General features: G+C 67.7%; 28 protein-coding genes. 18 read left to right on the forward strand and 10 right to left on the reverse strand.

Annotated elements, in window-relative coordinates; genetic code table 11:
- Window positions 1-73 precede the first annotated feature (73 nt).
- Complete coding sequence (locus OP79_RS58010) at window positions 74-205, forward strand: hypothetical protein (RefSeq protein WP_281193158.1); 132 nt, start codon at window positions 74-76, stop codon at window positions 203-205.
- Between the two features lie 58 nt (window positions 206-263).
- Here the strand turns inward: OP79_RS58010 and OP79_RS09775 are convergent, their stop codons facing one another.
- The 6 genes from OP79_RS09775 to OP79_RS09800 form a co-directional block, all read right to left on the reverse strand.
- Entirely contained in the window at window positions 264-1,307 is a 1,044-nt protein-coding gene (locus tag OP79_RS09775) for a M48 family metalloprotease (protein ID WP_033319622.1), read from the reverse strand.
- Window positions 1,308-1,332: 25 nt separating this feature from the next.
- Window positions 1,333-1,863, reverse strand: a complete 531-nt coding sequence (locus tag OP79_RS09780) for a Pycsar system effector family protein (RefSeq protein WP_033319623.1) — start codon at window positions 1,861-1,863, stop codon at window positions 1,333-1,335.
- Window positions 1,860-3,251: a hypothetical protein gene (locus tag OP79_RS09785; protein ID WP_051744542.1), complete on the reverse strand. Its 1,392-nt coding sequence runs from the start codon at window positions 3,249-3,251 to the stop codon at window positions 1,860-1,862. Before OP79_RS09785 ends, OP79_RS09780 begins: the two co-directional genes overlap by 4 nt.
- On the reverse strand, window positions 3,244-5,535 hold the full coding sequence (locus OP79_RS09790) for a hypothetical protein (RefSeq protein WP_063741899.1): 2,292 nt from the start codon (window positions 5,533-5,535) through the stop codon (window positions 3,244-3,246). The genes OP79_RS09785 and OP79_RS09790 overlap by 8 nt, the downstream gene beginning before the upstream one ends.
- The gene (locus OP79_RS09795; RefSeq protein ID WP_033319624.1) at window positions 5,532-6,338 is read right to left on the reverse strand and encodes a hypothetical protein; all 807 of its coding nucleotides are present in this window, start codon (window positions 6,336-6,338) and stop codon (window positions 5,532-5,534) included. Before OP79_RS09795 ends, OP79_RS09790 begins: the two co-directional genes overlap by 4 nt.
- Window positions 6,339-6,469: 131 nt before the next feature.
- A complete protein-coding gene (locus OP79_RS09800; RefSeq protein WP_033319625.1) occupies window positions 6,470-7,183 on the reverse strand; it encodes a Crp/Fnr family transcriptional regulator in 714 nt (237 codons plus the stop codon).
- 411 nt (window positions 7,184-7,594) lie between these two features.
- Here OP79_RS09800 and rpsL point away from each other — a divergent pair, with 411 nt between their 5' ends.
- The 4 genes from rpsL (at window position 7,595) to tuf (ending at window position 11,952) form a co-directional block, all read left to right on the forward strand.
- Window positions 7,595-7,966: a 30S ribosomal protein S12 gene (gene rpsL / locus OP79_RS09805; protein ID WP_003948652.1), complete on the forward strand. Its 372-nt coding sequence runs from the start codon at window positions 7,595-7,597 to the stop codon at window positions 7,964-7,966.
- A gap of 2 nt (window positions 7,967-7,968) precedes the next feature.
- Window positions 7,969-8,439: a 30S ribosomal protein S7 gene (gene rpsG / locus OP79_RS09810; protein ID WP_003974303.1), complete on the forward strand. Its 471-nt coding sequence runs from the start codon at window positions 7,969-7,971 to the stop codon at window positions 8,437-8,439.
- Between the two features lie 39 nt (window positions 8,440-8,478).
- On the forward strand, window positions 8,479-10,605 hold the full coding sequence (gene fusA, locus OP79_RS09815) for an elongation factor G (RefSeq protein ID WP_033319626.1): 2,127 nt from the start codon (window positions 8,479-8,481) through the stop codon (window positions 10,603-10,605).
- 153 nt (window positions 10,606-10,758) lie between these two features.
- On the forward strand, window positions 10,759-11,952 hold the full coding sequence (gene tuf / locus OP79_RS09820; RefSeq protein WP_033319627.1) for an elongation factor Tu: 1,194 nt from the start codon (window positions 10,759-10,761) through the stop codon (window positions 11,950-11,952).
- 151 nt (window positions 11,953-12,103) lie between these two features.
- On the opposite strand, the gene nshR is transcribed toward tuf, so the two are convergent.
- Window positions 12,104-12,913: an NshR/TsnR family 23S rRNA methyltransferase gene (nshR, locus tag OP79_RS09825; RefSeq protein ID WP_033319628.1), complete on the reverse strand. Its 810-nt coding sequence runs from the start codon at window positions 12,911-12,913 to the stop codon at window positions 12,104-12,106.
- Between the two features lie 67 nt (window positions 12,914-12,980).
- Window positions 12,981-13,436, reverse strand: a complete 456-nt coding sequence (locus OP79_RS09830; RefSeq protein WP_033319629.1) for an ATP-binding protein — start codon at window positions 13,434-13,436, stop codon at window positions 12,981-12,983.
- Window positions 13,437-13,576: 140 nt separating this feature from the next.
- Between OP79_RS09830 and OP79_RS09835 the strand changes: the two genes are divergently transcribed.
- Entirely contained in the window at window positions 13,577-14,425 is an 849-nt protein-coding gene (locus tag OP79_RS09835) for a helix-turn-helix domain-containing protein (RefSeq protein ID WP_033319630.1), read from the forward strand.
- The gene (locus tag OP79_RS09840) at window positions 14,422-14,673 is read left to right on the forward strand and encodes a DUF397 domain-containing protein (protein WP_033319631.1); all 252 of its coding nucleotides are present in this window, start codon (window positions 14,422-14,424) and stop codon (window positions 14,671-14,673) included. The genes OP79_RS09835 and OP79_RS09840 overlap by 4 nt, the downstream gene beginning before the upstream one ends.
- 7 nt (window positions 14,674-14,680) lie before the next feature.
- On the opposite strand, the gene OP79_RS09845 is transcribed toward OP79_RS09840, so the two are convergent.
- Together OP79_RS09845 and OP79_RS09850 are read right to left on the reverse strand one after the other, a co-directional pair.
- Entirely contained in the window at window positions 14,681-17,581 is a 2,901-nt protein-coding gene (locus tag OP79_RS09845) for a poly(A) polymerase (RefSeq protein WP_033319632.1), read from the reverse strand.
- A gap of 6 nt (window positions 17,582-17,587) precedes the next feature.
- Window positions 17,588-19,249, reverse strand: a complete 1,662-nt coding sequence (locus OP79_RS09850) for an RNA ligase family protein (RefSeq protein WP_033319633.1) — start codon at window positions 19,247-19,249, stop codon at window positions 17,588-17,590.
- Between the two features lie 540 nt (window positions 19,250-19,789).
- On the opposite strand from OP79_RS09850, the gene rpsJ reads away from it, so the two are divergent.
- The 11 genes from rpsJ to rpsQ are packed head-to-tail and all read left to right on the forward strand — an operon-like array spanning window position 19,790 to window position 25,193.
- Window positions 19,790-20,098 (forward strand): 30S ribosomal protein S10, encoded by a 309-nt coding sequence (gene rpsJ, locus OP79_RS09855; protein WP_003948644.1) that lies wholly within the window; start codon window positions 19,790-19,792, stop codon window positions 20,096-20,098.
- A 17-nt stretch (window positions 20,099-20,115) separates the two neighbouring features.
- The gene (gene rplC, locus OP79_RS09860) at window positions 20,116-20,760 is read left to right on the forward strand and encodes a 50S ribosomal protein L3 (protein ID WP_033319634.1); all 645 of its coding nucleotides are present in this window, start codon (window positions 20,116-20,118) and stop codon (window positions 20,758-20,760) included.
- A 7-nt stretch (window positions 20,761-20,767) separates the two neighbouring features.
- Window positions 20,768-21,421 carry a 50S ribosomal protein L4 gene (gene rplD / locus OP79_RS09865; RefSeq protein ID WP_033319635.1) on the forward strand — a complete coding sequence of 218 codons (654 nt, stop codon included), beginning with the start codon at window positions 20,768-20,770 and terminating at the stop codon, window positions 21,419-21,421.
- Complete coding sequence (gene rplW / locus OP79_RS09870; protein ID WP_033319636.1) at window positions 21,421-21,837, forward strand: 50S ribosomal protein L23; 417 nt, start codon at window positions 21,421-21,423, stop codon at window positions 21,835-21,837. Before rplD ends, rplW begins: the two co-directional genes overlap by 1 nt.
- A gap of 38 nt (window positions 21,838-21,875) precedes the next feature.
- Window positions 21,876-22,712, forward strand: coding sequence for a 50S ribosomal protein L2 (gene rplB, locus OP79_RS09875; protein ID WP_033319637.1), 837 nt, complete (start codon window positions 21,876-21,878; stop codon window positions 22,710-22,712).
- A 12-nt stretch (window positions 22,713-22,724) separates the two neighbouring features.
- Window positions 22,725-23,006, forward strand: a complete 282-nt coding sequence (gene rpsS / locus OP79_RS09880) for a 30S ribosomal protein S19 (RefSeq protein WP_007384069.1) — start codon at window positions 22,725-22,727, stop codon at window positions 23,004-23,006.
- 40 nt (window positions 23,007-23,046) lie between these two features.
- Window positions 23,047-23,394, forward strand: coding sequence for a 50S ribosomal protein L22 (gene rplV / locus OP79_RS09885; RefSeq protein WP_033319638.1), 348 nt, complete (start codon window positions 23,047-23,049; stop codon window positions 23,392-23,394).
- Window positions 23,394-24,233 carry a 30S ribosomal protein S3 gene (rpsC, locus tag OP79_RS09890; protein ID WP_033319639.1) on the forward strand — a complete coding sequence of 280 codons (840 nt, stop codon included), beginning with the start codon at window positions 23,394-23,396 and terminating at the stop codon, window positions 24,231-24,233. Before rplV ends, rpsC begins: the two co-directional genes overlap by 1 nt.
- Window positions 24,234-24,238: 5 nt before the next feature.
- Window positions 24,239-24,658: a 50S ribosomal protein L16 gene (gene rplP, locus OP79_RS09895; RefSeq protein WP_033319640.1), complete on the forward strand. Its 420-nt coding sequence runs from the start codon at window positions 24,239-24,241 to the stop codon at window positions 24,656-24,658.
- Entirely contained in the window at window positions 24,658-24,882 is a 225-nt protein-coding gene (gene rpmC, locus OP79_RS09900) for a 50S ribosomal protein L29 (RefSeq protein WP_003998824.1), read from the forward strand. Before rplP ends, rpmC begins: the two co-directional genes overlap by 1 nt.
- Entirely contained in the window at window positions 24,882-25,193 is a 312-nt protein-coding gene (gene rpsQ / locus OP79_RS09905) for a 30S ribosomal protein S17 (RefSeq protein ID WP_033319641.1), read from the forward strand. The genes rpmC and rpsQ overlap by 1 nt, the downstream gene beginning before the upstream one ends.
- Window positions 25,194-25,293 lie beyond the last annotated feature (100 nt).

A 25,293-nucleotide genomic window follows, 5' to 3' on the forward strand; every position in this document is an offset into this window, starting at 1 on the left:
GATCGGCGCCGCCGTGTGTCTCGGTCTGCGGCCTGACGGACACGGTTCTGCGTACCGCTGACTCGGGAGTCGTTTGGTCGACGTCTCCCAGGACGTCATCACCTCGGCTGCCGGTTGCGACGACATCGACTACTCGCCGTTCGGCACGGGCCCCGGCCAGGCCGTTCCGTTGGAGGACTACGACTACGGTCGGTACAACCAGTAAGGCCGTACGTCTGTTGCAGGGCGGTCACCTATGGGGTGACCGCCCTTCGGCATTGCTGCTACCGGCTCGGCTGTAGGTACGGCCTCAGACGATGCAGCCGGGTCGGGTAGTCGGGATGCGTCGAAAGCAGCCGGGCAAACAGCCCGGGGTCGGTGGGCGTTGCCCTGGCGGCGGCCAGGGCCTGCCGCTTGGCCTCGGTTTCGGCCGTGTGCATGGTCTGCAGCACCTGGGCGAGCATGGGGCCGAAGCCCAGCGCGGCTGCGTGCTGGTCAGCACGCAGTTCGGCCCGTCGTCCCATAGCTGCGATCAGATACGGGGTGACCAACAGCAAGAGGGGGAGACCGTAGAGCTGAGTGATGGTGGAGTACGTGAGGATGCCGATCACGAGCACCAGCACCGCGGTGGCCAGCCAGGAGAAGTAGCTCGTGAACGCCACGGCGAAGACGACGACCAGTCGGATGGCATGCCAAGCGGCCCGACCTGGCAGCGCGTACCAGTGGCCCAGCAGCGAGGTCCAGACGTGGCCACTGGTGTGGTGACCCAGTTCGTGGGCGAGCACGGCGGCGAGCTGAGCGCTCGAGAGATGTTCCAGGGCGAACCGAGTGACACCGACGATGTGCCCAGCGGCGGCGTACGCGTTGAGGTCTTCGCTGTCCTCGATCCACAACTCATACGCCCTTCCGTCGATGCCCGCCCGCGCGGTCACCTCGCGCCAGACGGGTTCCAGCCGTGCGTACTCCTCGGGCATGGGGCGCTGCAGCCGCAGGAAGTAGCGGGCGAAGAGGTCCTCGGTGCTGCGATGGAAGACCAGGGCCCCGGAAGCCAGCCAGGTCAGCGGGAGTATCCAGAACGGAATTCCTGGCCAGGCGTCGAGGCCGACGGATATCAGGATGAGCACCAGCAGGCTCATGAGGGTGCCGGGGAGGTGCAGAAGTAACTGGCCGAAGGCTGTGGCGTCGAGTCCGCGCTGGTGAGCGAGGAAGTGGAGGCGGCCTGTCCGGTGCCGATAGTTCAGGTCATCGTTGGGCGGCTGCTGGGAGTGCCGGTTTTCCTCAGGGGATGGGGTTTCCTCCGGGAACTGTGGGTCTGTCGGTTGAGACATGATCGGTCTCCGGGGAGTAGGGACGTCAGCCGATGAGCAGGGAGCCGGGGATCAGCACCACGGCGACGCAGAATGCGATGAGCCCGGTACGTATCCACTGGTGCTTGCGAGCGGCGATACGACTGGTCTCGGTGAGGGCCGCAATCGCGCCTGCTGCCGGGACACGTTCGGTCTCCGCCAGCGCGTCTGCCAAGTGGCCACCGCGGGCGGCGCGTTGGATGTCGCCGAAGTACGACAAGGGGGCGCCGGGGGCCCATGTGCTGGTGCCGTAGCGAGGCACAACGGCCACGAGCAGGGCGATCAGGGCCAGAGCGAGCGCGCTTATTCCTGACCACCACGCCAAGCCGCCGAACGTCGACAGGCGAGCCGGCGCCCACTCACTTCTGGCCATGAGTCCGCCGAAGACGCCTGCTGCCACACCGAGAGCCGCCACGAGTACGGCCGCCTTGGCGTCCGCGCGGGCGATCTCGCTGCGCAGGTCCGCGAGCAGACGCTCCGCGGCCCTGACACCGGGCTCGGGGTCTGGCACGGGGGGTGACGGGGTGACGCCGGTCATGGGTTGGGGCCCTCCTGCTCAATGCCGTTGTGCTTCGGTTCCGCGGCCGGCGCGTCCGCGGTGGGCACGGGAGAGCTGCCGTAGCCAGGGGGTGGTCGCCAGCCGGGGAAGGTTCCGGCCGACGCTTCGGGGGCGGGATCCTGGTCCGTGAGCGTTGGGGCCTTGGTGGTCTCGGTGGTCTCTTCCTGGCTCGGGTGTGCTGGCTGGGGATCACTCGCGGGCGGGTTGTCGTCGCTCTTCTTGGTGAGCGGCACGTCCGACGGCGACGAGAGCGTCGTGGGCGGGGGAGGGGCCGACTGTCCGCGGGGTATGCCCGGCAACTGCTGATTGAAGATCTCGTACAGGTTGTCCAGAGCGAGTCGCTTGGGCGCTTCCAGCTCGTAGTCCTCGGCGTTGTCCCCGCTCAGCAACTCCCGTGCCGTTTCCATCTTGGCCTGGGTCAGCCTGAGTTGGTCCTCACGCATGCTGTTGATGATCAGTCGTGAGTCCTCCGGGTTGGCGGCGAGGTGCATGGCCCAGGCAACGACACCGCCCTCCTCCAGGTACTTCTGGTAGAACGCGATCTTCTCGGCCTCGAGCCGCTGGAGTTCCGTCTGATGGCGGACCCGTAGTTGGTCCTGTTCTTGTTGCCACTCCTGCCGCTTGAGGGTGAGCTCGTGCTCCAGTTCCCCGTACTCCATGGCCCGCCCCATCTGGAGTTCGTCCTGGTGCCGGGCGCGCCGGTCGAGTTCTGCGTCGTACTCCCGGCCGAGCTGCTCCGTGCGTATCTGCTCGGCGGAGGCGTGGTCGATGGACTGCAGCCGTCGCTGGTGCTCGATTTCCTGCTCGTCGCGACGCAGACGCAAGGTCCAGATCACCTTGAGGCCCGCGGTAGCGCCGAGCGGTGCCCGATGGGGCGCGGTCAGGGTCCGCAGCAGTTCCGTCTCGGCGCTCGCGCTCTCGTGGATGGCGAACTGCCGGGTGAGAGACCGGGCTGCCTGTTGCAGCTCGCCGAGGAGCAGCGTAGGCACGTCCCGGTGACCGCTCCTCACGAAGGCGGCGGGGTCGTCGACCTGCCAGGACAGTTCAACCGTGGCCGTGAACTCGAAGGCGTCGTTGTCGCTCGGCAGACGGATGTCGGCCTGATGGGGATGGACCCCCATGTCCACCTCGTAGACCGCTGTGTAGCGTTTGGCGGCCGCCTCACCACGGCTCGGGCGCACGGGCGGCAGGTAGGCGTCGTACTCGCCCTTGGAGGTCGAGAAAACCAGGGCGTGGTCAATGCGGGTCAGTGACTTGCGTGCGAAACCGAAGCGCGAGAGCTGCCGCACTGTGATGACGGGATCGATCAGCTGTGTGTGGCGGTCGGCCGGTTGCAGCCAGTCCGGCTGCTGGCGGAAGTCAGCCATGACGCTTGTCTCCTTGAACGGTCCATAGGGTCTGAGTGACCGGTTCGGGCCCCTCGGCGGTCGTCGGCAGCACGCTCAGCAGACGAGCCGCAACCTGAGGTCGGGGTGCTCCGTCCTCGCCCCGCAGGGTGCGCAGGAGGTGACTCAGACGCTGGTGTTCGGCCGGCGTGGTGACCATGGCCCGGAGCAGGGAAGCCAGCGCCCACTCGGTCGTGGGATTCCGGTCGGCGATACGAACCCACTGGCTCAGCGTTTCGAGGGCGAGCCTCGTACGGCTGCGGTCGTCGAGCGCCTCGCACCAGAGCTTTGCGAGTTCACCGGCCGCGCGTCCGCCCTCCCTCGCCGAGACGGCGTACCAGTCGAGCAGCAGCGGCTGTTCGTAGAGCTCGCCATCCTTGGTCCGCCTGCATGCACTCAAGAAGCCGCACACAGCGAGGTCATGGGCCGGCCGGTCGTCGTCGAGCTTGTGCAGCAGTTCGGCGAGGACCTCGTCTCTGGCAGGGGAGAGAAGCAGCAGCTCCACCGACTCGGCGAGCTGCTCGACCATCAGTTCGTCGGGATCCTCCTCGCCGTCGCTGTGTCGGTACTCCTTGCGGATGGCCCCACGCAGTGCGGCGAGGGTCTGCTTCGGTCGCTCCGCACCGATCAGGCCGTACGCGCGGATGGCCACCCAGCGCATGCCCTTCTCCTCGCTCGCGCACCAGGCATCGAGGATGCGCGGGATGTTGGGTGCCTCGAGCACGTGCGCAAGCGTCAGCGCGTTGACGGCGACGAGGCGACGGCGGAACAGGTGGGACATGGCCCACGGCTCGATGACAAGAGCCATGGTGGAAGGCAGGTCCGCATAGGCGAGGACGGCGACGGTCGATGCGGCGCGGGTGCGGACCAGGGGCCGTCCGTCGTCGGCGAGTCGCTGGAGCCACCGGACCAGCGCGGGCCTTGCCGATGGGTGGCCGGTCCACACCTCGCGCAGGAGCACGAGGGAGACTCGTTCGTCGCGGAAGGCGGCCTTGGCCTGAAATACCGGGCCCCACTCCGTGTTCTCCTGTTCCTGGTACGGCCTGGCGCGGGCGAGCTGCAGACGCTTGCCGATATGTGTGCCGAACACGGGGACCTGCGGGCGAAGCGCGGAGTTCTCGGTGCCCTGAAGGAAGGCGTAGAGCAGGTCGCTCAGCTCCGCCGTGAGTGCGTACGGGCCTCCGTCGAAGGCGGCCAGGGCGACGAGGAACGCCTTGTCCCGCAAATGGATCCGCTCCTCGTCCTCCGCGAACCACTCTTGTACCTGGCTTTCGAGGCTGAGCAGCGAGAAGTTCTCGACAGCCGTCTCGTCGACCTCTCCCTCCGCGTACTCCTTGAGGCGCTTCGCGAAGGCCGCGACTTCGCGCAGCTGGTGGTCGCGGCCGAGGAACTCCGCGACGGCCGGAAGCGTCAGCAGCTGTTCCGCCGTGACCTCGTCGGTCAGTTCACTCAGATGTGCCGCCAGTACGTCACGGGCGCTCGGTGGTTCCCAGGGGATGTCGTCGATCTCCTCGAGGGCCGCCGTGGGGCCGACCGTGATGACCAAGTAGGCGTCATCCTTGACCAGTTGGTCTCGGGCGGCGAGGAGATGCGGTTCCCGCAGGGGCTGGTCGCGGCGGGTGGTCAGGTCGCACAGCACGTACCCCTTGGCCGGGTGCTGGTCGTCGCCCAACTGCTGGACGAGCTGTGCCGGGGTGGTGTCGCGGAGCAGGATGCGGACCGGAGACGCCTCCAGGCGGTGGAGCAGCATCAATGCGGCCGTGCGCCGACCGGTGAAGTCGGGTCCGGACAGTACGACGACCCGTTCCCTGCGGAGCCGTGCCACCAGGTCCTCGAAGACGCTCTCATCGGTGACGAAGTAAGGGGCGAGACGGTCAAGCGTCGACTGTGGGACCTCGCCGGAGCCGTGGTTCGCCGCGGAGATGCCGAGACCGAAGTGGTAGATCTCGGTCTTGCTGCCCATGATCACGTCTCCGGCGACCCGCCCGCCGCTCACACCGTGCTGGTCTCGGGCCACCAGGCTGCCGCCGAACCGTGAGTTGGCGTCGACGTGCATGGACTTCGGGCTGTGGTCCACCAGGTCCCGGCGGGCGGACCACGCGTCCTGGGGCCGATCCTGCTCTTTCTCCGTGTCGTCGTTGTTCTCGGCGTCCGGGGCTTCGGTGCCGTGCTGCTGCGAGGCGTCGCTTTCCTTGTTGCTTCCGCGCTGCTGTGGTCCGCCGCCCGTTGCCGCTCCCTGTGGGGGACCCGGCTCGCCCGCCGTCATTCCCGCTCACCCTGCCCAGGGGTGCTGCTGCCTCCGAGGTGCACGTCCCCATGCACCGTTCCGCCGGACACGCCGTGCTGGTCGCCGTTCACGAAACTGCCGCCGAAAGATGGGGAGCCGCCGAGGAAGTTGACCGAGGCAGGGGTGGAAGGTGCAGGCGGGCGGCTGGGCGCGGCGGGCTGCTCCTCGGCGTCTGCCGCGTCTGCCGGGCGGGCCGCGCCTGCAGCGACCTCTGGCACCGGCCCGTGCAACCACGCCCGCAACGGCCCGTTCTTGCTGGACACAGTCATCTCGTGGAAGTCGTCCTTGGGGATACCCGGGTAGTCGTGCTGGACGATTCCGTGGTGCACGCTCTCCGAGACGCACAGGGCGAAGTCGTCCGGGCGCTCTTTCAGCGCTGCGCGCAGGATGGCGCCGTCGAGCAGCCGACAGGCGTGGTTGAGGTCGGAGCCCACCCATCCGTCGAGTTCGTCGATCGCGACGTATCCGGTGGCGAGCACGGCGCGCAGCCTGATCTGCGCGGACTTCGACGCCATGCGGTTCACGGCGCGCAGCTCCACAGGAGCTTCTGCCAACAGGGCGCGGAGCAGCGCGATCATCGAGGCGTCGGCGTCGATCAGTTCGATGACCGAGTCGCCGCGGTCAGCGCGCAGACGCCGTGTTTCGTCTATGCCGGCGCTTTCCAGAACGCGGTCGGCGATGCCGTAGAGCATGCGACGCAGATACGCCTGCTCCACATCGTCTCGGCCGCTGTACTTCTCGATGTCGAAGAGAAGAATCGTCCTGCTCACGGGGTGGGTCATGGTTACCTCTCAGCCGAGGAGCTGTGTCGTGCAGCAGCTTGGCGGCGAGGCGCCGGGCGCGGTGAGGGAGGATGACGCACTCGAACTGTGACCGTGTGCACTGAAGCATCCGGCCCCGGAGGGATAAGGGCTCAGGAGCCCGGATGCTCGGCGCGGGCTATGCGGCGAAGGATGTCGGGGCGGATGATGAGCAGGGTGCGTCGTCCGGTGACCACTACGTGCCGCGTGCGCAAGTCCTTCAGCAGGCGCTGGACCATCTCCCGGGACGCACCGATGGACCCGGCCAGCTCCTGCTTGCTCAGGGGAACGGAGAGCTCGATGCCCTCGTCCGTACGACGCCCATGGGCGCGGGCCAGGTCGAGCAGCAGGACGGCGAATCGCTCCCGCACGCTCATGGACGCGAACTCCAGCCTTCGTCGGTCGGCTGCCCGTGTGCGGTCGGATGTGAGTCCGAGCAGAACGAACGACACAGCGGGAGAGTGGGCGAGGAAGTCCGTGAAGCGCTTGCGTTCCACTGCCACGCCGCGCACCTGCTCCAGTGCGGTGACCGTGGCGGAGCGTGGTCGCCCGGTCAGCGCGGCCGACTCGCCGATGATGTCGCCGGGGCCGCGCAGCGCGAGGAGCGCCTCGTATCCGTTGGGCGCAGCCGCGGTCACCTTGGACCAGCCCTGAACAATGAGCAGTACGTGCGACGACGGTTCGTGCTCATGCAGGATCACGACACGAGGCGCGAAAGTCAGCTCATGCCCTAGAGCCAGCAGCGCGGAGCGGTCCTCGGTCTCTAAGCGGGCCAGGAAAGGCACCTGGTCGTCCAGGCCACCGCCCCGTAAGCGCGACTCCATCATCTGTCCCCCGATCCGTTACACAGCGGACCGATCAAGGTACTGAATGCGTGCATGACATGAACACCGAATGTGGGCCAGACGGACTCACGAACGGAAACACGAGGGGGCGCTTTGGGTGCACTGGGAGGGCGCTTTGGCCAGGATTCGGGGCCAAGAAGTCCGGCCTGTCTCGCTGGACTGCATTTGTTTTGACCGGAGTCCCTGAGGTAGGTACGCTCAGACCTTGTGCCTGGGGTGTGCCCTGGCTTCCGTGCGTGCCTTCAGACCGCAACGGGAACCGTGACCGGCCACCGTAATCTGCGCCCTTTCTGCCTTGCGGCGGGAGTCTGCAGCATTCGACACACCCGACCGCGTGGGTCGGCGACGTTCCAGGTTAGCTTCACCATTCGGCACACAGAAACCGGAGAAGTAGTGCCTACGATCCAGCAGCTGGTCCGGAAGGGCCGGCAGGACAAGGTCGAGAAGAACAAGACGCCCGCACTCGAGGGTTCGCCCCAGCGTCGCGGCGTCTGCACGCGTGTGTTCACGACCACCCCGAAGAAGCCGAACTCGGCCCTGCGTAAGGTCGCGCGTGTGCGTCTGACCAGCGGGATCGAAGTCACCGCTTACATTCCGGGTGAGGGACACAACCTGCAGGAGCACTCCATCGTGCTCGTGCGCGGCGGCCGTGTGAAGGACCTGCCGGGTGTTCGTTACAAGATCATCCGTGGCTCGCTCGACACCCAGGGTGTCAAGAACCGCAAGCAGGCCCGCAGCCGCTACGGCGCCAAGAAGGAGAAGTAAGAATGCCTCGTAAGGGCCCCGCCCCGAAGCGCCCGGTCATCATCGACCCGGTCTACGGTTCTCCTCTGGTGACCTCCCTCATCAACAAGGTGCTGCTGAACGGCAAGCGCTCCACCGCCGAGCGCATCGTCTACGGCGCCATGGAGGGTCTGCGTGAGAAGACGGGCAACGACCCGGTCATCACGCTGAAGCGCGCGCTGGAGAACATCAAGCCGACCCTCGAGGTCAAGTCCCGCCGTGTCGGTGGCGCCACCTACCAGGTTCCGATCGAGGTCAAGCCCGGTCGTGCCAACACCCTGGCGCTGCGCTGGCTGGTCGGTTACTCCCGCGCCCGTCGCGAGAAGACCATGACCGAGCGTCTGCTCAACGAGCTTCTCGACGCCTCCAACGGCCTTGGTGCCGCTGTGAAGAAGCGCGAGGACACCCACAAGATGGCCGAGTCCAACAAGGCCTTCGCGCACTACCGCTGGTAGTCGCTACCCACATCGAGACCGAGAGAAGACCGAAGCCTTATGGCTACCACTTCACTTGACCTGGCCAGGGTCCGCAACATCGGGATCATGGCCCACATCGACGCGGGCAAGACGACCACCACCGAGCGGATCCTGTTCTACACCGGCGTCTCCTACAAGATCGGTGAGGTCCACGACGGCGCTGCCACCATGGACTGGATGGAGCAGGAGCAGGAGCGTGGCATCACGATCACCTCCGCTGCCACCACCTGTCACTGGCCGCTGGACAACGACGACTACACCATCAACATCATCGACACCCCGGGGCACGTCGACTTCACCGTCGAGGTGGAGCGCTCGCTGCGCGTACTCGACGGTGCCGTGACGGTGTTCGACGGTGTCGCCGGTGTCGAGCCGCAGTCCGAGACGGTGTGGCGTCAGGCCGACCGTTACGGCGTGCCGCGCATCTGCTTCGTCAACAAGCTGGACCGTACCGGCGCCGAGTTCCACCGCTGCGTGGACATGATCTCGGACCGTCTGGGTGCCCAGCCGATCGTCATGCAGCTGCCGATCGGTGCCGAGGCCGACTTCAAGGGCGTTGTGGACCTGGTCCGCATGAAGGCGCTCGTGTGGTCCGCCGAGGCGGCGAAGGGCGAGATGTACGACACCGTCGACATCCCGGCCACGCACGCCGAGGCCGCCGAGGAGTGGCGCGGCAAGCTGCTCGAGGCCGTCGCGGAGAACGACGAAGAGATCATGGAGCTGTACCTGGAGGGCCAGGAGCCCACCGAGGAGCAGCTGTACGCCGCGATCCGTCGCATCACCATCGCCTCCGGCAAGTCCAACGACACCACGGTCACCCCGGTGTTCTGTGGCACCGCGTTCAAGAACAAGGGCGTCCAGCCCCTGCTCGACGCGGTCGTGCGCTACCTCCCGACTCCGCTCGACGTCGAGGCCATCGAGGGCCACGACGTCAAGGACCCGGAGCTGGTCGTCAAGCGCAAGCCGTCCGAGGACGAGCCGCTGTCCGCCCTCGCGTTCAAGATCATGAGCGACCCGCACCTGGGCAAGCTCACCTTCGTCCGGGTTTACTCGGGCCGCCTGGAGACCGGCACCGCGGTGCTGAACCCGGTCAAGGGCAAGAAGGAGCGCATCGGCAAGATCTACCGTATGCACGCGAACAAGCGTGAGGAGATCGCGGCGGTGGGCGCCGGCGACATCGTCGCCGTGATGGGCCTGAAGCAGACCACCACCGGTGAGACGCTGTGCGACGACAAGCAGCCGGTGATCCTGGAGTCCATGGACTTCCCGGCGCCGGTCATCCAGGTCGCCATCGAGCCCAAGTCCAAGGGTGACCAGGAGAAGCTGGGTGTCGCCATCCAGCGTCTCGCGGAGGAGGACCCCTCCTTCCAGGTCCACTCGGACGAGGAGACCGGCCAGACCATCATCGGCGGCATGGGCGAGCTGCACCTCGAGGTGCTGGTCGACCGCATGAAGCGCGAGTTCAAGGTCGAGGCCAACGTCGGCAAGCCGCAGGTGGCCTACCGCGAGACGATCCGCAAGGCCGTCGAGCGTGTCGACTACACGCACAAGAAGCAGACTGGCGGTACCGGCCAGTTCGCCAAGGTGCAGATCGCGATCGAGCCGATCGAGGGCGGCGACGCCTCGTACGAGTTCGTGAACAAGGTGACCGGTGGTCGCATCCCGAAGGAGTACATCCCTTCGGTCGACGCCGGTGCGCAGGAGGCCATGCAGTTCGGCATCCTCGCGGGCTACGAGATGACGGGCGTTCGCGTCACGCTCATCGACGGCGCCTACCACGAGGTCGACTCCTCCGAGCTCGCGTTCAAGATCGCCGGTTCGCAGGCCTTCAAGGAGGCCGCGCGCAAGGCCAGCCCCGTACTGCTCGAGCCGATGATGTCCGTAGAGGTCACCACGCCCGAGGACTACATGGGCGAGGTCATCGGTGACATCAACTCCCGACGTGGTCAGATCGAGGCCATGGAGGAGCGTGCCGGTGCCCGCGTCGTGAAGGGCCTGGTTCCGCTGTCGGAGATGTTCGGCTACGTCGGCGACCTCCGCAGCAAGACATCGGGTCGCGCGAGCTACTCGATGCAGTTCGACTCCTACGCCGAGGTTCCCCGGAACGTCGCCGAGGAGATCATCGCGAAGGCCAAGGGCGAGTAACTCACCCGAGTTCACGCCGTAGGCTTGACTCCGGAGCTTGCTGGGGCATTCCGTCACCATCGTGGCTGGAGTGCCCCGGGCCCCGGCTTTCCAGCAAAGATCACCTGGCGCCGATGAGTAAGGCGTACAGAACCACTCCACAGGAGGACCCCAGTGGCGAAGGCGAAGTTCGAGCGGACTAAGCCGCACGTCAACATCGGCACCATCGGTCACATCGACCACGGTAAGACGACCCTCACGGCCGCCATTACCAAGGTGCTGCATGACGCGTACCCGGACCTGAACGAGGCCTCGGCCTTCGACCAGATCGACAAGGCTCCTGAGGAGCGCCAGCGCGGTATCACCATCTCCATCGCGCACGTCGAGTACCAGACGGAGACGCGTCACTACGCGCACGTCGACTGCCCCGGTCACGCGGACTACATCAAGAACATGATCACGGGCGCGGCCCAGATGGACGGTGCCATCCTCGTGGTCGCCGCCACCGACGGCCCGATGCCGCAGACCAAGGAGCACGTGCTCCTGGCCCGTCAGGTCGGCGTTCCCTACATCGTCGTCGCCCTGAACAAGGCCGACATGGTGGACGACGAGGAGATCCTGGAGCTCGTCGAGCTCGAGGTTCGTGAGCTCCTCTCCGAGTACGAGTTCCCGGGCGACGACCTGCCGGTCGTCAAGGTCTCGGCGCTCAAGGCTCTCGAGGGCGACAAGGAGTGGGGCAACTCCGTCCTCGAGCTGATGAAGGCCGTCGACGAGGCGATCCCGCAGCCCGAGCGTGACGTCGACAAGCCGTTCCTGATGCCGATCGAGGACGTCTTCACGATCACCGGTCGTGGCACCGTCGTCACCGGTCGTATCGAGCGCGGTGTCCTCAAGGTCAACGAGACCGTTGACATCGTGGGCATCAAGCAGGAGAAGACCACCACCACGGTCACCGGCATCGAGATGTTCCGCAAGCTGCTCGACGAGGGCCAGGCCGGTGAGAACGTCGGTCTGCTGCTTCGTGGCATCAAGCGCGAGGACGTCGAGCGCGGCCAGGTCATCATCAAGCCGGGCTCGGTCACCCCGCACACCGAGTTCGAGGCGCAGGCGTACATCCTGTCCAAGGACGAGGGTGGCCGTCACACGCCGTTCTTCAACAACTACCGTCCTCAGTTCTACTTCCGTACGACTGACGTGACCGGTGTTGTGACTCTCCCCGAGGGCACGGAGATGGTCATGCCGGGCGACAACACTGAGATGAAGGTCGAGCTCATCCAGCCCGTCGCCATGGAAGAGGGCCTGAAGTTCGCCATCCGTGAGGGTGGCCGGACCGTGGGCGCCGGCCAGGTCACCAAGATCAACAAGTAAGCTTGTTGATTTGACCTGGTAGCTCAGCGAGCTGCTGAAAGGGCCCGTACGACTTCGGTCGTACGGGCCCTTTTGCTTTTCTGGGCTGTTGGGGAGCCGTCGCATTCACTGACGCGGCATCGCCCATCAGCATCTGCGTCCGGTGCCCGGATCAGCGGCTGACGGCGCTATTCCTTTGGAAGCGCTCGTGCAGCGCGATACCGACCGAGACCGAGACATTGAGGGATTCGGTGGAATCGATCATCGGGATGGAAACCGTTGTGGCGGACGTCTTCTTGAACAATTCGGAAGGGCCGCCCTTCTCGCTGCCGAACAGCAGGGCCAGCCGGTCCTGGTTGCCGCCGAGGTCCTTGACGGTGAGTTCACCGCCCGCTTCGAATGCCATCAACGGCATTCCGCTGTCGTGGACGAAGGCGGCCGCTTCCTCGCGACTGGCGAGAACGACGGGGAGGGAGAAGACGTAGCCCCGGCTGGCCCTCAGCAGGCGCCGGTCGGCGATGCTGGTGAGATCGCTGTCGACCAGGACGATCCCCGAGGCCCCCATCGCGAGGGAAGTCCGGACGATCGCGCCGATGTTCCCGACGATCTTCACGCCGTCGAGAACGACGACGTCTCCGCCGCGCTCCGCGATGTCACTGAACCGCGCCGGCCGGGGGACGCGTGCGATGCCGAATGTCTTGGCCTTTCGCTCCCCTTTGAACAGCTGATTGACGATCGACGATTCAACGAGGCGGACCGGCACATTTCGCTGCCGGCACAGGTCGAGCAGTTCGGGAGAGAACGGAATACTGTCGCTGCCGTACACCTCGATGAATTCCACCCCCGCTGCCAGGCATTGCATGAGGGGTTCGGTGTCCTCGATCAATACCGTCTTGATGCTGGATCTCGACGGCTTGGTGACGTCGAGAATTCGCTGCATCGCGGGATCGGAAAGGGAAGTGATGGTGGCCAGCTCGTTCATGTGTCGATCCTAACAGCGCTGTGTAACGGCGAATTTCGCCGAGAAAGTGCGGGCGCCGTTGCGCCGTTCACAGGGGCGGGACGGGCCGCGGTCCGGGTGGCGTGATCGTCAGCTCGGCCCAGACCGTCTTGCGCGGGGGCAGGTCGGGTGTGACGCCCCAGCGGTCGGCCAGGGCCTCGACGAGGAGGAGCCCGCGGCCGGACTCGGCCTCGGGGGAGGGTTGTTGAGGGTCGGGAAGCGGCCGGTCTCCGCGTGTGTCGGTCACCTCGATACGTACGAGGTCGTCAGTTGCCTTCAGGCGGAGGTGGAAGTCCCTTCCCGGTACGCGTCCATGCGTCACGGCGTTGGCGGCCAGCTCCGCGACGACATGTGCCGCCTTCTCGAACGGCAGCCCCCAGGAACGGAGTTGCTCGGTGGCGAGCAGTCGGGCCAGGCGGGCGCCGCGCCGAGTTGAGGAGAGCTGCACGGCGAACCGGCGTGCGGTGGCGGGGACTTGAGCGGCTTGAGCGGTTTCGGCGTTCATGTGACTCAGCGTGCCGGAGGTTGCCTACGCTGAGCTGCGATGACGCCTGTGCGTACTGGGACTGTCCCTCCGTTGTCTCGTTCTGTCTCGGCTGTCTTGGGTGTCGTACGGGTACGGGTGGGCGTTGGAGGTGGGTGGGCATGAGTAGCGAGGGTGTGGACGAGGCGGGCTGGGACCTCGAACCGGGGGACGAGAGTGCGCCGTTGGTGGAGGCCGTGGGGCGGCTGGTGCGGCTCTGCCGCGAGGCGGCCGGGATGCGGGTGGCCGACTTCGCCGAAGCCATGGGGTATGGCGAGGACATGATTCGGAAGATCGAGCGGGGGGCGCGGATTCCTCGGCCGGAGTTCTTGGACCGGGCGGACGAGGTGTTGAACGCGGGCGGGCATCTGAAGGCGTTCAGGGAGGATGTGGAGAGGGCTCGATATCCGAAGAAAGTACGGGAGTTGAAGGCGCTGGAGGACCGGGCGGTTGAGGTGCTGTTGTACAGCAACCACAACATCCAGGGGTTGTTGCAGACGCCGGAGTATGCACGGGCGCTGTTTGAGATGACGCAGCCCGCGTGCTCGCCAGATGTGGTTGAGCGGGAGACCGCGGCACGCATGGCCCGGAAGTCGATCTTCGAGCGAGAGCCCGCTCCGACGCTCAGCTTTGTCCAGGAACAGGTGACGCTGGAACGCCCCTACGGTGGGAAAATGGTGCTGCGCCGACAGCTCGAACACCTCCTGGAGGTGGCGCGGTTGCGCAACGTCACGCTTCAGGTCATGCCGACCGACCGCGAGGAGCATGCCGGAACACAGGGTCTGATCCAAGTGCTGAAGTTCGCCGACGGCACGGCGATCGGACGTTCCGAAGGCGCATTTAACGGGCGCCCGGTCTCCAACCCCAGGGATCTTCGTATCCTGGAACTGCGGTATGGCATGATCCGCGCGCAGGCTCTCACCCCGAGGGAGTCGCTGGCCTTCATCGAGCGCACGCTGGGAGAACTATGAGCGCCCCGGAACTCCACTGGTTCAAGAGCAGCTACAGCGACAGCGGCGAGGCTGGCGACTGCGTAGAGGTGGCGCTGGACTGGCGCAAGAGCAGCTACAGCGACAGCAGCGACATCAACGACTGCGTCGAAATAGCCCCCACCTCCACCACCATCCACGTCCGCGACTCCAAGACCACCACCGGCCCCTGCCTAGCCTTCCCTCCCGCCGCCTGGGTCGACTTCCTCTCGTACGCTTCCGAGCGCTGACGCCCAATCAGTACAACGTCGGGATCTCGCCGCCCTCAACTCTCTTCAGCGTCACCCCCGGCAGGCCGCGCAGCCGACGCTCCGCGACCGCCGCGAGGCGATCCGGAGCCGGTGGGTTGAGGCCCAGGCCGATGGCGTAGCGGAGTGGGCCCCTGGTGAAGGCCCGGGGCCAGGCGTGGGCAGCCGGAGCAGCATCCGACAGATCAGTCAGCAAGGCCCGCATCCTGCCCCGTACGCGGCCCTCGTCAGCGCCGGGGCCCACCGTCACGACCGCCCAGGCCGCGTGGCGGCGGTGCAGTGGGGGAGGGGACAGCAGCTCGGGCCACGGGAACGGATCCGCGGTCGTGTCCAGCAACTCCCAGGCGTGGAACAGCTCTTGGGTGATGAGGTCTCGCATGCCCGTCGTGACCTGGTCCGTGCAGGGGCGGACCGGATCGGACGGCGTCGTGATCGTGAGGGGGAGAGCCTGACGACCCTCTTCGCCCGGTTCGCCCACGGGGGTGCGCCAGTCCCAGGCCGCCCACGTCGCGAAGAAGTGCCGTAGGAGATCGGCCGGGGGCAGGTCGCCGGCCTCGCTCGCGGTACGGGCCGCCAGGACGGACCAGGCCAGGCCCGGCAGCCCGCCGAACGGCGCCGAATCCAGACCGCGTGCCTTCGCCCACGCCTTGACCTGCGTGGCCAGCCGGGCGAAGGCCGGTCCGTGGGTGCCGACCGAGGCGAGGAGAGTGTCGGCGTCGCTCACCGCACTGAGCGCGATCGCCGCCGCCTCGCCCAAATCGGCCCGGCGGTTCACCGCCTCCGTGGGGTCCATCGATCCGGTGGCCACGACGACCACGTCCACGTCCAGCCCGTCGAGCCACAACCGCAGGCCGGGTACGCGCGCCCCGACCACTTCCCGTACGTCGCTCGCCTCGGGCAGGACCTCGGTCAACTCCGCCTGTACGGCGGCGAGTTCGATCGTGCCGGGAAGCGCCGCCACCAGGTCCAGGTCCGCACCCGGCAGCGCGCAGCCCATGCGTCGGGAGCCGACGACGTGTACGACGCCGCCGGGGAAGGCCTGCGCGATGCGGTGGGTGATGCGGTCTGCCACAGCGGTGTCTGCCACAGCGGTGTCGGGCACGTCCATGTCGGCGGCGTCGTACCCGTCCCGGTACTCGTAGTCCACGCCCGTGTCGCCGGCGTCGTACCCGTAGTGCTCGGCAGCCTCGTGCCCGTGGTGCGGGGCATCCTCCGCCCACCGCACCTCTCCCGTGCCCAAGGTCACCGTCCCCCGCAACCGCATCGGCTCGTCCCCGCGCCGCGACAGCAGCGCCAGCTCGCCGATCCGGACCGGCATGGGGGTGAGCCGGGCCTCGCAGGCGGCGGCCAGGGTGTTCGGGTCGGTGGTGCGGCCCAGGCTCAGGTGCGGAGTGAAGCCCACGTGGCGGCCGCGGCAGTGGGGGAAGTGGCGTACGAGGGTGCGGTGCAGTTCGGCCCATGGCTCCTCGTCGGCCGCCGCCGGGTCCAGCCAAACCGTCGCGTAGTCCCGGTGGCCGAACCACTGCACGCCCTCCAGCCGGGCGTCGAAGGGAGCCGTCCTGGACGCCCCGAGCACTGATGCCGCCTGCTCGAAGGCGTGTTCCGGTACGAAGCCGAAGAGGACGTTCACGTGTGGGGGCCAGCGGTGGATCTGCGGGTCGTGGTTCCGGCGAATGTCCTGGAGGGGCGGCCACAGCTCCTGGGGCGGGATCCACGCCAGGGCTGTACGGGGAGTCGGCCGCGCGTCGAGGACGTCGTACGCCCCCGTCTCGGCCGAGTCCGTCGAGCCCGCCGTCAACTCGACCCGCACCCCGTAGTGATCGGAGATGTGGAGGCCGTCGGCTGAGGGCGTGTCGCCGTACAGCTCGGCCCGCCGTACCCGCAGGCCCTCCGCGCGCAGCAGCACCCGGTCCAGCCGGGAGGCCCGGCCGGTCAGGGAGGAGACCGCGGCCAGCGGGTTGGCGCCCGGGTCGAACGTCGGCGTCCGGTCGTCGGCGCCATGCGACTCGCTCCACGCGTCCCGCAGGCCCAGCGTCAGCTGCGGTGTGTCCCCGCCGTCGTTGAAGTCGCCCATCAGGACAAGGTCGTCCTCCAGGCCCGCCAACCCCTCGGCGATACGGGCGAGTTCGGCCTCGCGTCGGCCGGAACCGTTCTCGGAGTGGTCGCTGCTGAGGTGGGTCGCGGAGACGACGAGGGGCCGCGTGCCGGTCTCCACGACGAGGGCGGCCACCGCCTTGTGCGGGCCCAGCGCGTGGTGCGCGGCCTCGCGGACGGGCAACCGGCTCAGGAGCAGCAGACCGCAGTCGTCCACGTCCTGGCCCCCGGGATCCGTGCCGAGCGTCCAGTCCGCCCGGACCCACGGCTCCCGCAGCAGCATGGCCAGCAGCTCCGCCTCGACCTCCTGCAGCGCGATCACGTCCACGTCGGCTTCCCGCAGGGCACGCAGGAGCAGCGGTCTGCGTCGGGCACTGTCGATCAGGTCGGCGTCGTACCGGTCCCAGAGGGTGTTCCAGGTCAGTACGCGCACGCCGCCGGGGCGGAGACCGGGTGCGGTGCCGCGCGGCGAGCGCACGGGGCGCCACTCCTCGCCGTCCCACGCATACGGCGTACGGGCCTCGAAGAACGGCGCCCGGAGCCGCCGCGCCTCCCGCACCCGCCCGGCCTCCGTCGCGTCGATCCGGTCCACGCCCGTGGTCCGGTCCCACACCACCTCGCCGTCGGCCTCGAAGAACAGCACCCGGTGCCACGGGATCTCCCCGCCCGGCACGAAGGCGGGCAGCGGAACGCGCTTGGGATCGGCGCCGCGCTGCATGACTCCCAGCACGAAGCGGGCCGGGTCGAAACGCGCGTCCCAGCGCACCCGGTGGTAGATCTCCTCGCTCGTACGCACCGTTCCTCAGACCTCTTCCTCGATGGTCCCGCTCGCCCCGATGTACCAGGTGCGGTGCGCGTCGCCCGCGTACGGCGGGCCGAAGCGGCGCAGCTGGGCGGTGAGCACCTCGGGCGGCACCGGGTGCTCGCGGCGGGCGTTGCGCCGTATCAGCTCGTCCTCGTCGACCAGTGCCACGGCGTGGGTGAGCAGGGCGTCGCGGCGGTGGGCGATCGCGTGGACGAGCGAGCGCTGCTGCTTGTTGAGGGAGGTGGCGTCCCACACCATGGTGCCTCCGGCAGCCAGGGCGGTGTCCAGGCGGTCGAGACCCTCGCGCAGGACGTCCGCGTTCGCCCGCTGGTCGGCGCGTGAACCGCGGGCCTCGCGCAGGTCGTCGAGGGAGACGTACGCGTCCACGCCGGGGAGCCCACGGGCGAAGGTGCTCTTGCCGCTGCCCGCGGGGCCGACCGTCTGAATCAGCTTGGGGAAGGCGCCGGAGCGCCAGCGCCATGTGGCGGCGACCGCCTCGTCGAGACCGTGGATCCGCCCCTGCGCGTACGCCTCGCGTGCCTCGGCCCGGCAGCGGACGGCCGCGTCGTCCGGCAGGCCGGCGAAGGCCTCCCGCAGCCCGCCTTCGTCCAGGCCGTCGATGTCCTCGGCGTGCAGTGCCGACCACTCCACCTGCTCGCGTGCCTCGTCCGTGTCCGCCGTGGCACGGGCGACCGCGTGCAGGAGACCGAGATCGGCGGCGTACGACAGCCGCACCAGGCCGGCCCGCCGGTCCTCGTCGGGATACGGCCGGTGCAGCGCCGGGTGCAGTCCGACGAGGTCCGCGACCCGGCGTGCGAGCGGCATGTCCGCGGCCGCGGCGATCTTGGCCGCGATCCGTGCCCGCCGGCCTCCGTGCAGCAGCGCGGCCAGTACGCCCGCGAGCCGGTCGTCCCCGGACCGCCCCGCCAGATCGAGTCGGGCGACGGCCTCGGGATCCCCCTCGCCTGCCAGCCCCACCGCACGCATCAGGGCATCCGCGTCGACCGCCGCTCCCGAACGCACCGCCCACAGAGCGGCCCCCGCCCCGAGCCCGTTCTCCACGACGGCCGCGTGCATCCAGTGCGTGTCCGTCCGCACATGCCCGGCCCGCACCCACTTGGCGACCCGCTGTCCGAACTCCTCCGCGCCGAAAGCGTCGGCGGCCCGGACGACGTATCCCTCCTGCCGCACGGGATCCAGCCGCAGCGCCCGCAGCGCGCGCTCGTCGAAAACGCCCCGCCACAGCACGCGCGGCACGGGAACGCCGAGTCCGCGCAGATACGTGACCGTCCGGTCCCAGTCCAGACAGCGGCCGTCCGCGTCCCACACCGAGAAGCCGTAGAACCAGCTGTCCAGGTCCTCGTACGCGATCGAATGCCGGGCGTACATGTTCTCCCCGCACACGCGCCAGCCCTCGGGGATGGCATGACCGACGCGCCCCTGGAGTGCCTTGACCCAGGCCCGGGAGGGGTGGTGGGCCGAGTCGAGCGAGCGGGCGTGCAGGCCGTCGGCGTACAGCGTGGTGTTCTCGCCGTCGAGCTTCTCGGTGACGACGACCTCGCGTCCCCGCAGACCCGACAGGTCCGTGACCCGGAGGTCGTCCGCGGTGGCGCCGGGCGACCAGGGCAGATGCCGGGTCCGTGGGTAGTGCGTACGCATGATGAACGTTCTCCCCCGTGGCAACCGCCGTACCTGATCAGCGTAGGAGCGCGGGGGAGTGGTGAGCGAGCGGATTAGCGGCGGCTCAGAGGCCCGACCGAGTCGGGCTCAGACGGTCCGACGGTCCCGGGTTTGACGCACGTCGCCCCGGGGGTACCCTCTACCGCTCGATTGGCCAGCCCAGGGCCCCGTATGGCAGACTGTCCGGGTTGCTCGGTTGAGTGCCGATGCTGCGCGCCTCCCGCCGGGAGGACCGGAAGCGAGTCCCACAGTACTCGTCGTTTCAACTGCCTCTCAAGGCAGCGCTGAGGCGGACGTACGGGAATCTTCCGGGAAGTGTCAGCGGGGTACCGGCCAGGCGCCCGGTGGGTGTCTCACCCTCGGATCCGCGGTCGATGATCGCACCCCCTGGCAGGGAATCCCTTGTGGACATCTGTGTCAGTGAGGGAGCGACACGCCCGACCGCGTGGGTCGGAGGAACGAGACGCGGACCTTCCGGGTCGCCAGAGCGTTTTTGAGAGACAGGACTACGGAGTAGCCATGGCGGGACAGAAGATCCGCATCCGGCTCAAGGCCTACGACCACGAGGTCATCGACTCCTCGGCGAAGAAGATCGTCGAGACGGTGACGCGTACTGGTGCGTCGGTCGCGGGCCCGGTGCCGCTGCCCACTGAGAAGAACGTGTACTGCGTCATCAAGTCGCCGCACAAGTACAAGGACTCGCGCGAGCACTTCGAGATGCGTACCCACAAGCGCCTGATCGACATCCTCGACCCGACGCCCAAGACCGTTGACTCTCTGATGCGACTCGACCTCCCGGCCGGTGTCGACATCGAGATCAAGCTCTGAGGGCCGGTGATCTGAGAATGGCTAAGCAGATCAAGGGCATCCTGGGCGAGAAGCTCGGCATGACGCAGGTGTGGGACGAGAACAACCGCGTTGTTCCCGTCACCGTCGTCAAGGCCGGGCCGAATGTCGTCACCCAGGTCCGTACGAACGACACCGACGGCTACGAGTCCGTGCAGATCGCCTTCGGCGAGATCGACCCGCGCAAGGTGAACAAGCCCCTCAAGGGCCACTTCGCCAAGGCCGACGTGACCCCCCGCCGCCACCTCGTGGAGCTCCGCACCGCGGACGCCGGCGAGTACACGCTCGGGCAGGAGATCACCGCCGAAACCTTCGAGGCCGGCGTGAAGGTCGACGTCACCGGCAAGAGCAAGGGCAAGGGCTTCGCCGGTGTCATGAAGCGTCACAACTTCAAGGGCCTCGGCGCCGGTCACGGCACGCAGCGCAAGCACCGCTCTCCCGGCTCCATCGGTGGCTGCGCCACCCCGGGCCGTGTGTTCAAGGGCCTCCGCATGGCGGGTCGTATGGGCAACGAGCGGGTCACCACCCAGAACCTGACCGTCCACGCCGTTGACGCGGAGAAGGGTCTGCTGCTCATCAAGGGCGCGGTTCCCGGTCCGAACGGCGGCCTCGTCCTGGTCCGCACCGCGGCCAAGGGGGCCTGAGGTAACGATGAGCACTGTTGACATCATTTCGCCGGCAGGCGACAAGACCGGGACGGTCGAGCTCCCCGCGGAGATCTTCGACGTCGAGAAGATCAGCATCCCGCTGATCCACCAGGTCGTCGTCGCTCAGCTGGCCGCTGCCCGTCAGGGCACGCACAAGACCAAGACCCGCGGCGAGGTTCGTGGTGGCGGTAAGAAGCCTTACCGCCAGAAGGGCACCGGCCGCGCGCGCCAGGGCTCGACCCGCGCTCCGCAGTTCGCCGGTGGTGGCGTCGTGCACGGTCCCGTGCCGCGTGACTACTCGCAGCGGACCCCGAAGAAGATGAAGGCCGCGGCCCTGCGCCACGCCCTCACCGACCGGGCCCGCAACAACCGCATCCACGTCGTCACCGGCGTGGTCGAGAGCGAGGTCTCCACCAAGGCCGCCAAGTCGCTGCTCGGCAAGATCTCGGAGCGCAAGAACGTGCTCCTGGTGATCGACCGCGCGGACGAGGCCTCGCTGCTCTCCGCCCGCAACCTGCCCCAGGTGCACATCCTGGAGCCGGGCCAGCTGAACACGTACGACGTTCTCGTCTCGGACGACGTGGTCTTCACCCAGGCCGCCTTCGAGTCCTTCGTGTCCGGCCCGAAGGCCACCGACACTGAAGGGAGCGAGGTCTGATGGCTATCCGTCATCCCTCCATCGCCTCGAAGGCCGCGAAGAAGGCCAAGGAAGCGCGCGTCGCCAAGGCGCGTCGCCACGCCACCGAGGGCAAGAACACCGTCGAGACGCCGCTGAGCAAGTCGTACACGGACCCCCGTGACGTACTGATCAAGCCGGTCGTCTCCGAGAAGAGCTACGCGCTCCTCGACGAGAACAAGTACACGTTCGTCGTCGACCCGCGTGCCAACAAGACCCAGATCAAGCAGGCCGTCCAGGCGGTCTTCTCGGTCAAGGTCACCGGGGTCAACACGATCAACCGCCAGGGCAAGCGCAAGCGGACCCGCACTGGTTTCGGCAAGCGTGCCGACACCAAGCGCGCGATCGTGACCCTTGCCGAGGGCGACCGTATCGACATCTTCGGCCAGGCCTCCTAACGGAGCGCCCTGGTCCGATATCGGACGAGGACTGAGAAATGGGAATCCGCAAGTACAAGCCGACTACGCCGGGCCGCCGTGGCTCCAGCGTCGCCGACTTCGTCGAGGTCACGCGGTCCACGCCGGAGAAGTCGCTGGTTCGCCCGCTGCACAGCAAGGGCGGCCGTAACAATTCCGGTCGTGTGACCGTCCGCCACCAGGGTGGTGGCCACAAGCGCGCCTACCGCGTCATCGACTTCCGTCGCCATGACAAGGACGGCGTGCCGGCGAAGGTCGCGCACATCGAGTACGACCCCAACCGCACCGCGCGCATCGCGCTGCTGCACTACGCGGACGGCGAGAAGCGCTACATCCTCGCCCCGCGCAACCTGCGGCAGGGCGACCGTGTGGAGAACGGCCCCGGGGCCGACATCAAGCCCGGCAACAACCTGGCGCTCCGCAACATCCCGGTCGGTACCACGATCCACGCGATCGAGCTCCGTCCCGGTGGCGGCGCCAAGTTCGCCCGTTCCGCCGGTGCCTCCGTGCAGCTGCTCGCGAAGGAGGGCACGATGGCCCACCTTCGTATGCCGTCCGGAGAGATCCGCCTGGTCGACGTGCGCTGCCGCGCCACCGTCGGCGAGGTCGGCAACGCCGAGCAGTCCAACATCAACTGGGGTAAGGCCGGCCGCAAGCGCTGGCTGGGCGTTCGCCCGACCGTCCGCGGTGTGGCGATGAACCCGGTTGACCACCCGCACGGTGGTGGTGAGGGCAAGACCTCCGGTGGTCGCCACCCGGTCTCGCCGTGGGGTCAGAAGGAGGGTCGTACTCGTTCGCCGAAGAAGGCTTCGAACAAGTACATCGTCCGCCGCCGCAAGACGAACAAGAAGCGCTAGGAGCGGGTTTAGATGCCGCGCAGTCTCAAGAAGGGGCCCTTCGTCGACGACCACCTGATCAAGAAGGTGGACGCCCAGAACGAAGCCGGTTCCAAGAACGTCATCAAGACCTGGTCCCGTCGCTCGATGATCGTCCCGGCCATGCTGGGCCACACGATCGCGGTGCACAACGGCAAGACCCACATCCCGGTGTTTGTCACCGAGTCCATGGTCGGCCACAAGCTCGGCGAGTTCTCGCCGACGCGCACCTTCCGGGGTCACGTCAAGGACGACCGGAAGTCGAAGCGCCGCTAACGCGGGGTGAATGACCATGACAGACACTGAAGGGACAACCATGGAAGCCAGGGCCCAGGCGCGGTACATCCGCGTCACGCCCATGAAGGCCCGCCGAGTGGTGGACCTCATCCGTGGCATGGATGCCACGGAGGCCCAGGCGGTCCTGCGTTTCACCCCGCAGGCCGCGAGCGTGCCGGTCGGCAAGGTGCTGGACAGCGCCATCGCCAACGCCGCGCACAACTACGACCACACCGACGCCGACAGCCTCGTCATCACCGAGGCCTACGTCGACGAGGGTCCGACCCTGAAGCGGTTCCGGCCGCGTGCCCAGGGCCGGGCCTACCGGATCCGCAAGCGGACCAGCCACATCACCGTGGTCGTCAGCAGCAAGGAAGGAACCCGGTAATGGGCCAGAAGGTTAACCCGCATGGGTTCCGGCTCGGCATCACCACGGACTTCAAGTCCCGTTGGTACGCCGACAAGCTGTACAAGGACTACGTCAAGGAAGACGTCGCCATCCGTCGGATGATGACGTCCGGCATGGAGCGCGCCGGCATCTCGAAGGTGGAGATCGAGCGCACCCGTGACCGCGTCCGTGTGGACATCCACACTGCGCGTCCCGGCATCGTCATCGGCCGCCGTGGCGCCGAGGCCGACCGCATCCGCGGCGACCTCGAGAAGCTCACGGGCAAGCAGGTCCAGCTGAACATCCTCGAGGTCAAGAGCCCCGAGACCGACGCTCAGCTGGTTGCCCAGGCCGTTGCCGAGCAGCTGTCCTCCCGCGTCTCCTTCCGTCGCGCCATGCGTAAGAGCATGCAGGGCACGATGAAGGCCGGCGCCAAGGGCATCAAGATCCAGTGTGGTGGCCGTCTCGGCGGCGCCGAGATGTCCCGCTCGGAGTTCTACCGCGAGGGCCGCGTGCCCCTGCACACGCTCCGCGCGAACGTCGACTACGGCTTCTTCGAGGCCAAGACGACCTTCGGCCGCATCGGTGTGAAGGTCTGGATCTACAAGGGCGACGTCAAGAACATCGCCGAGGTCCGCGCCGAGAACGCCGCCGCCCGCGCCGGCAACCGTCCGGCCCGTGGCGGCGCTGACCGCCCGGCCCGTGGCGGTGGCCGCGGTGGCGAGCGTGGCGGTCGCGGTCGCAAGCCGCAGCAGCAGTCCGCGCCGGCTGCCGAGGCCCCCAAGGCCGAGGCTCCCGCCGCTGCCGCTCCGGCTGAGAGCACTGGAACGGAGGCCTGACCGACATGCTGATCCCTCGTAGGGTCAAGCACCGCAAGCAGCACCACCCCAAGCGCCGCGGTCAGGCCAAGGGTGGTACGACGGTTGCGTTCGGCGAGTACGGCATCCAGGCCCTCACGCCGGCGTACGTGACGAACCGCCAGATCGAGGCGGCTCGTATCGCGATGACCCGCCACATCAAGCGTGGCGGCAAGGTCTGGATCAACATCTACCCGGACCGTCCCCTCACGAAGAAGCCCGCCGAGACCCGCATGGGTTCCGGTAAGGGTTCGCCGGAGTGGTGGGTCGCGAACGTTCACCCCGGTCGGGTGATGTTCGAGCTGTCCTACCCGAATGAGAAGATTGCGCGTGAGGCGCTTACCCGCGCTGCTCACAAGCTTCCGATGAAGTGCCGCATCGTGCGGCGCGAGGCAGGTGAAGCGTGATGTCGGCCGGTACCAAGGCGTCCGAGCTGCGCGAACTGGGCGACGAGGAGCTTCTCGCGAAGCTTCGCGAGGCCAAGGAAGAGCTGTTCAATCTCCGCTTCCAGGCGGCGACCGGTCAGCTCGAGAACCACGGCCGTCTGAAGGCGGTCCGTAAGGACATCGCGCGGATCTACACCCTGATGCGTGAGCGCGAGCTGGGCATCGAGACGGTGGAGAGCGCCTGATGAGCGAGAACAACGTGACTGAAACTGCAGACACCAGCGGCTCCGCCGCGGAGAAGGCCGCGCGCGGCTTCCGCAAGACCCGTGAGGGTCTCGTCGTCAGCGACAAGATGGACAAGACCGTCGTCGTCGCCGTCGAGGACCGCGTCAAGCACGCGCTGTACGGCAAGGTCATCCGCCGTACGAACAAGCTCAAGGCGCACGACGAGCAGAACGCCGCCGGTGTCGGTGACCGGGTCCTCCTCATGGAGACCCGCCCGCTCTCGGCGACGAAGCGCTGGCGCATCGTGGAGATCCTCGAGAAGGCGAAGTAATAAGCGGGGGCTCCGCCCCCGCTGACCCCCGCTGGGGGCTCCGCCCCCAGGCCCCCGGGCCGGGTGGGCGAAGGCCCTGGCAAAGGGATCCGGCGCCAGG

The sequence above is a fragment of the Streptomyces yerevanensis genome, assembly GCF_000716805.1.
GTDB lineage: Bacteria > Actinomycetota > Actinomycetes > Streptomycetales > Streptomycetaceae > Streptomyces > Streptomyces flaveus.

Coding starts and splice junctions, on each gene's coding strand:
- OP79_RS09775 (WP_033319622.1), bottom strand. CDS start 1,307: ATGTCTCAACCGACAGACCCACAGTTCCCGGAGGAAACCCCATCCCCT.
- OP79_RS09780 (WP_033319623.1), bottom strand. CDS start 1,863: ATGACCGGCGTCACCCCGTCACCCCCCGTGCCAGACCCCGAGCCCGGT.
- OP79_RS09785 (WP_051744542.1), bottom strand. CDS start 3,251: ATGGCTGACTTCCGCCAGCAGCCGGACTGGCTGCAACCGGCCGACCGC.
- OP79_RS09790 (WP_063741899.1), bottom strand. CDS start 5,535: ATGACGGCGGGCGAGCCGGGTCCCCCACAGGGAGCGGCAACGGGCGGC.
- OP79_RS09795 (WP_033319624.1), bottom strand. CDS start 6,338: ATGACCCACCCCGTGAGCAGGACGATTCTTCTCTTCGACATCGAGAAG.
- OP79_RS09800 (WP_033319625.1), bottom strand. CDS start 7,183: ATGATGGAGTCGCGCTTACGGGGCGGTGGCCTGGACGACCAGGTGCCT.
- rpsG (WP_003974303.1), top strand. CDS start 7,969: ATGCCTCGTAAGGGCCCCGCCCCGAAGCGCCCGGTCATCATCGACCCG.
- fusA (WP_033319626.1), top strand. CDS start 8,479: ATGGCTACCACTTCACTTGACCTGGCCAGGGTCCGCAACATCGGGATC.
- nshR (WP_033319628.1), bottom strand. CDS start 12,913: ATGAACGAGCTGGCCACCATCACTTCCCTTTCCGATCCCGCGATGCAG.
- OP79_RS09830 (WP_033319629.1), bottom strand. CDS start 13,436: ATGAACGCCGAAACCGCTCAAGCCGCTCAAGTCCCCGCCACCGCACGC.
- OP79_RS09835 (WP_033319630.1), top strand. CDS start 13,577: ATGAGTAGCGAGGGTGTGGACGAGGCGGGCTGGGACCTCGAACCGGGG.
- OP79_RS09840 (WP_033319631.1), top strand. CDS start 14,422: ATGAGCGCCCCGGAACTCCACTGGTTCAAGAGCAGCTACAGCGACAGC.
- OP79_RS09850 (WP_033319633.1), bottom strand. CDS start 19,249: ATGCGTACGCACTACCCACGGACCCGGCATCTGCCCTGGTCGCCCGGC.
- rpsJ (WP_003948644.1), top strand. CDS start 19,790: ATGGCGGGACAGAAGATCCGCATCCGGCTCAAGGCCTACGACCACGAG.
- rplC (WP_033319634.1), top strand. CDS start 20,116: ATGGCTAAGCAGATCAAGGGCATCCTGGGCGAGAAGCTCGGCATGACG.
- rplD (WP_033319635.1), top strand. CDS start 20,768: ATGAGCACTGTTGACATCATTTCGCCGGCAGGCGACAAGACCGGGACG.
- rplW (WP_033319636.1), top strand. CDS start 21,421: ATGGCTATCCGTCATCCCTCCATCGCCTCGAAGGCCGCGAAGAAGGCC.
- rplB (WP_033319637.1), top strand. CDS start 21,876: ATGGGAATCCGCAAGTACAAGCCGACTACGCCGGGCCGCCGTGGCTCC.
- rpsS (WP_007384069.1), top strand. CDS start 22,725: ATGCCGCGCAGTCTCAAGAAGGGGCCCTTCGTCGACGACCACCTGATC.
- rplV (WP_033319638.1), top strand. CDS start 23,047: ATGGAAGCCAGGGCCCAGGCGCGGTACATCCGCGTCACGCCCATGAAG.
- rpsC (WP_033319639.1), top strand. CDS start 23,394: ATGGGCCAGAAGGTTAACCCGCATGGGTTCCGGCTCGGCATCACCACG.
- rplP (WP_033319640.1), top strand. CDS start 24,239: ATGCTGATCCCTCGTAGGGTCAAGCACCGCAAGCAGCACCACCCCAAG.
- rpmC (WP_003998824.1), top strand. CDS start 24,658: ATGTCGGCCGGTACCAAGGCGTCCGAGCTGCGCGAACTGGGCGACGAG.
- rpsQ (WP_033319641.1), top strand. CDS start 24,882: ATGAGCGAGAACAACGTGACTGAAACTGCAGACACCAGCGGCTCCGCC.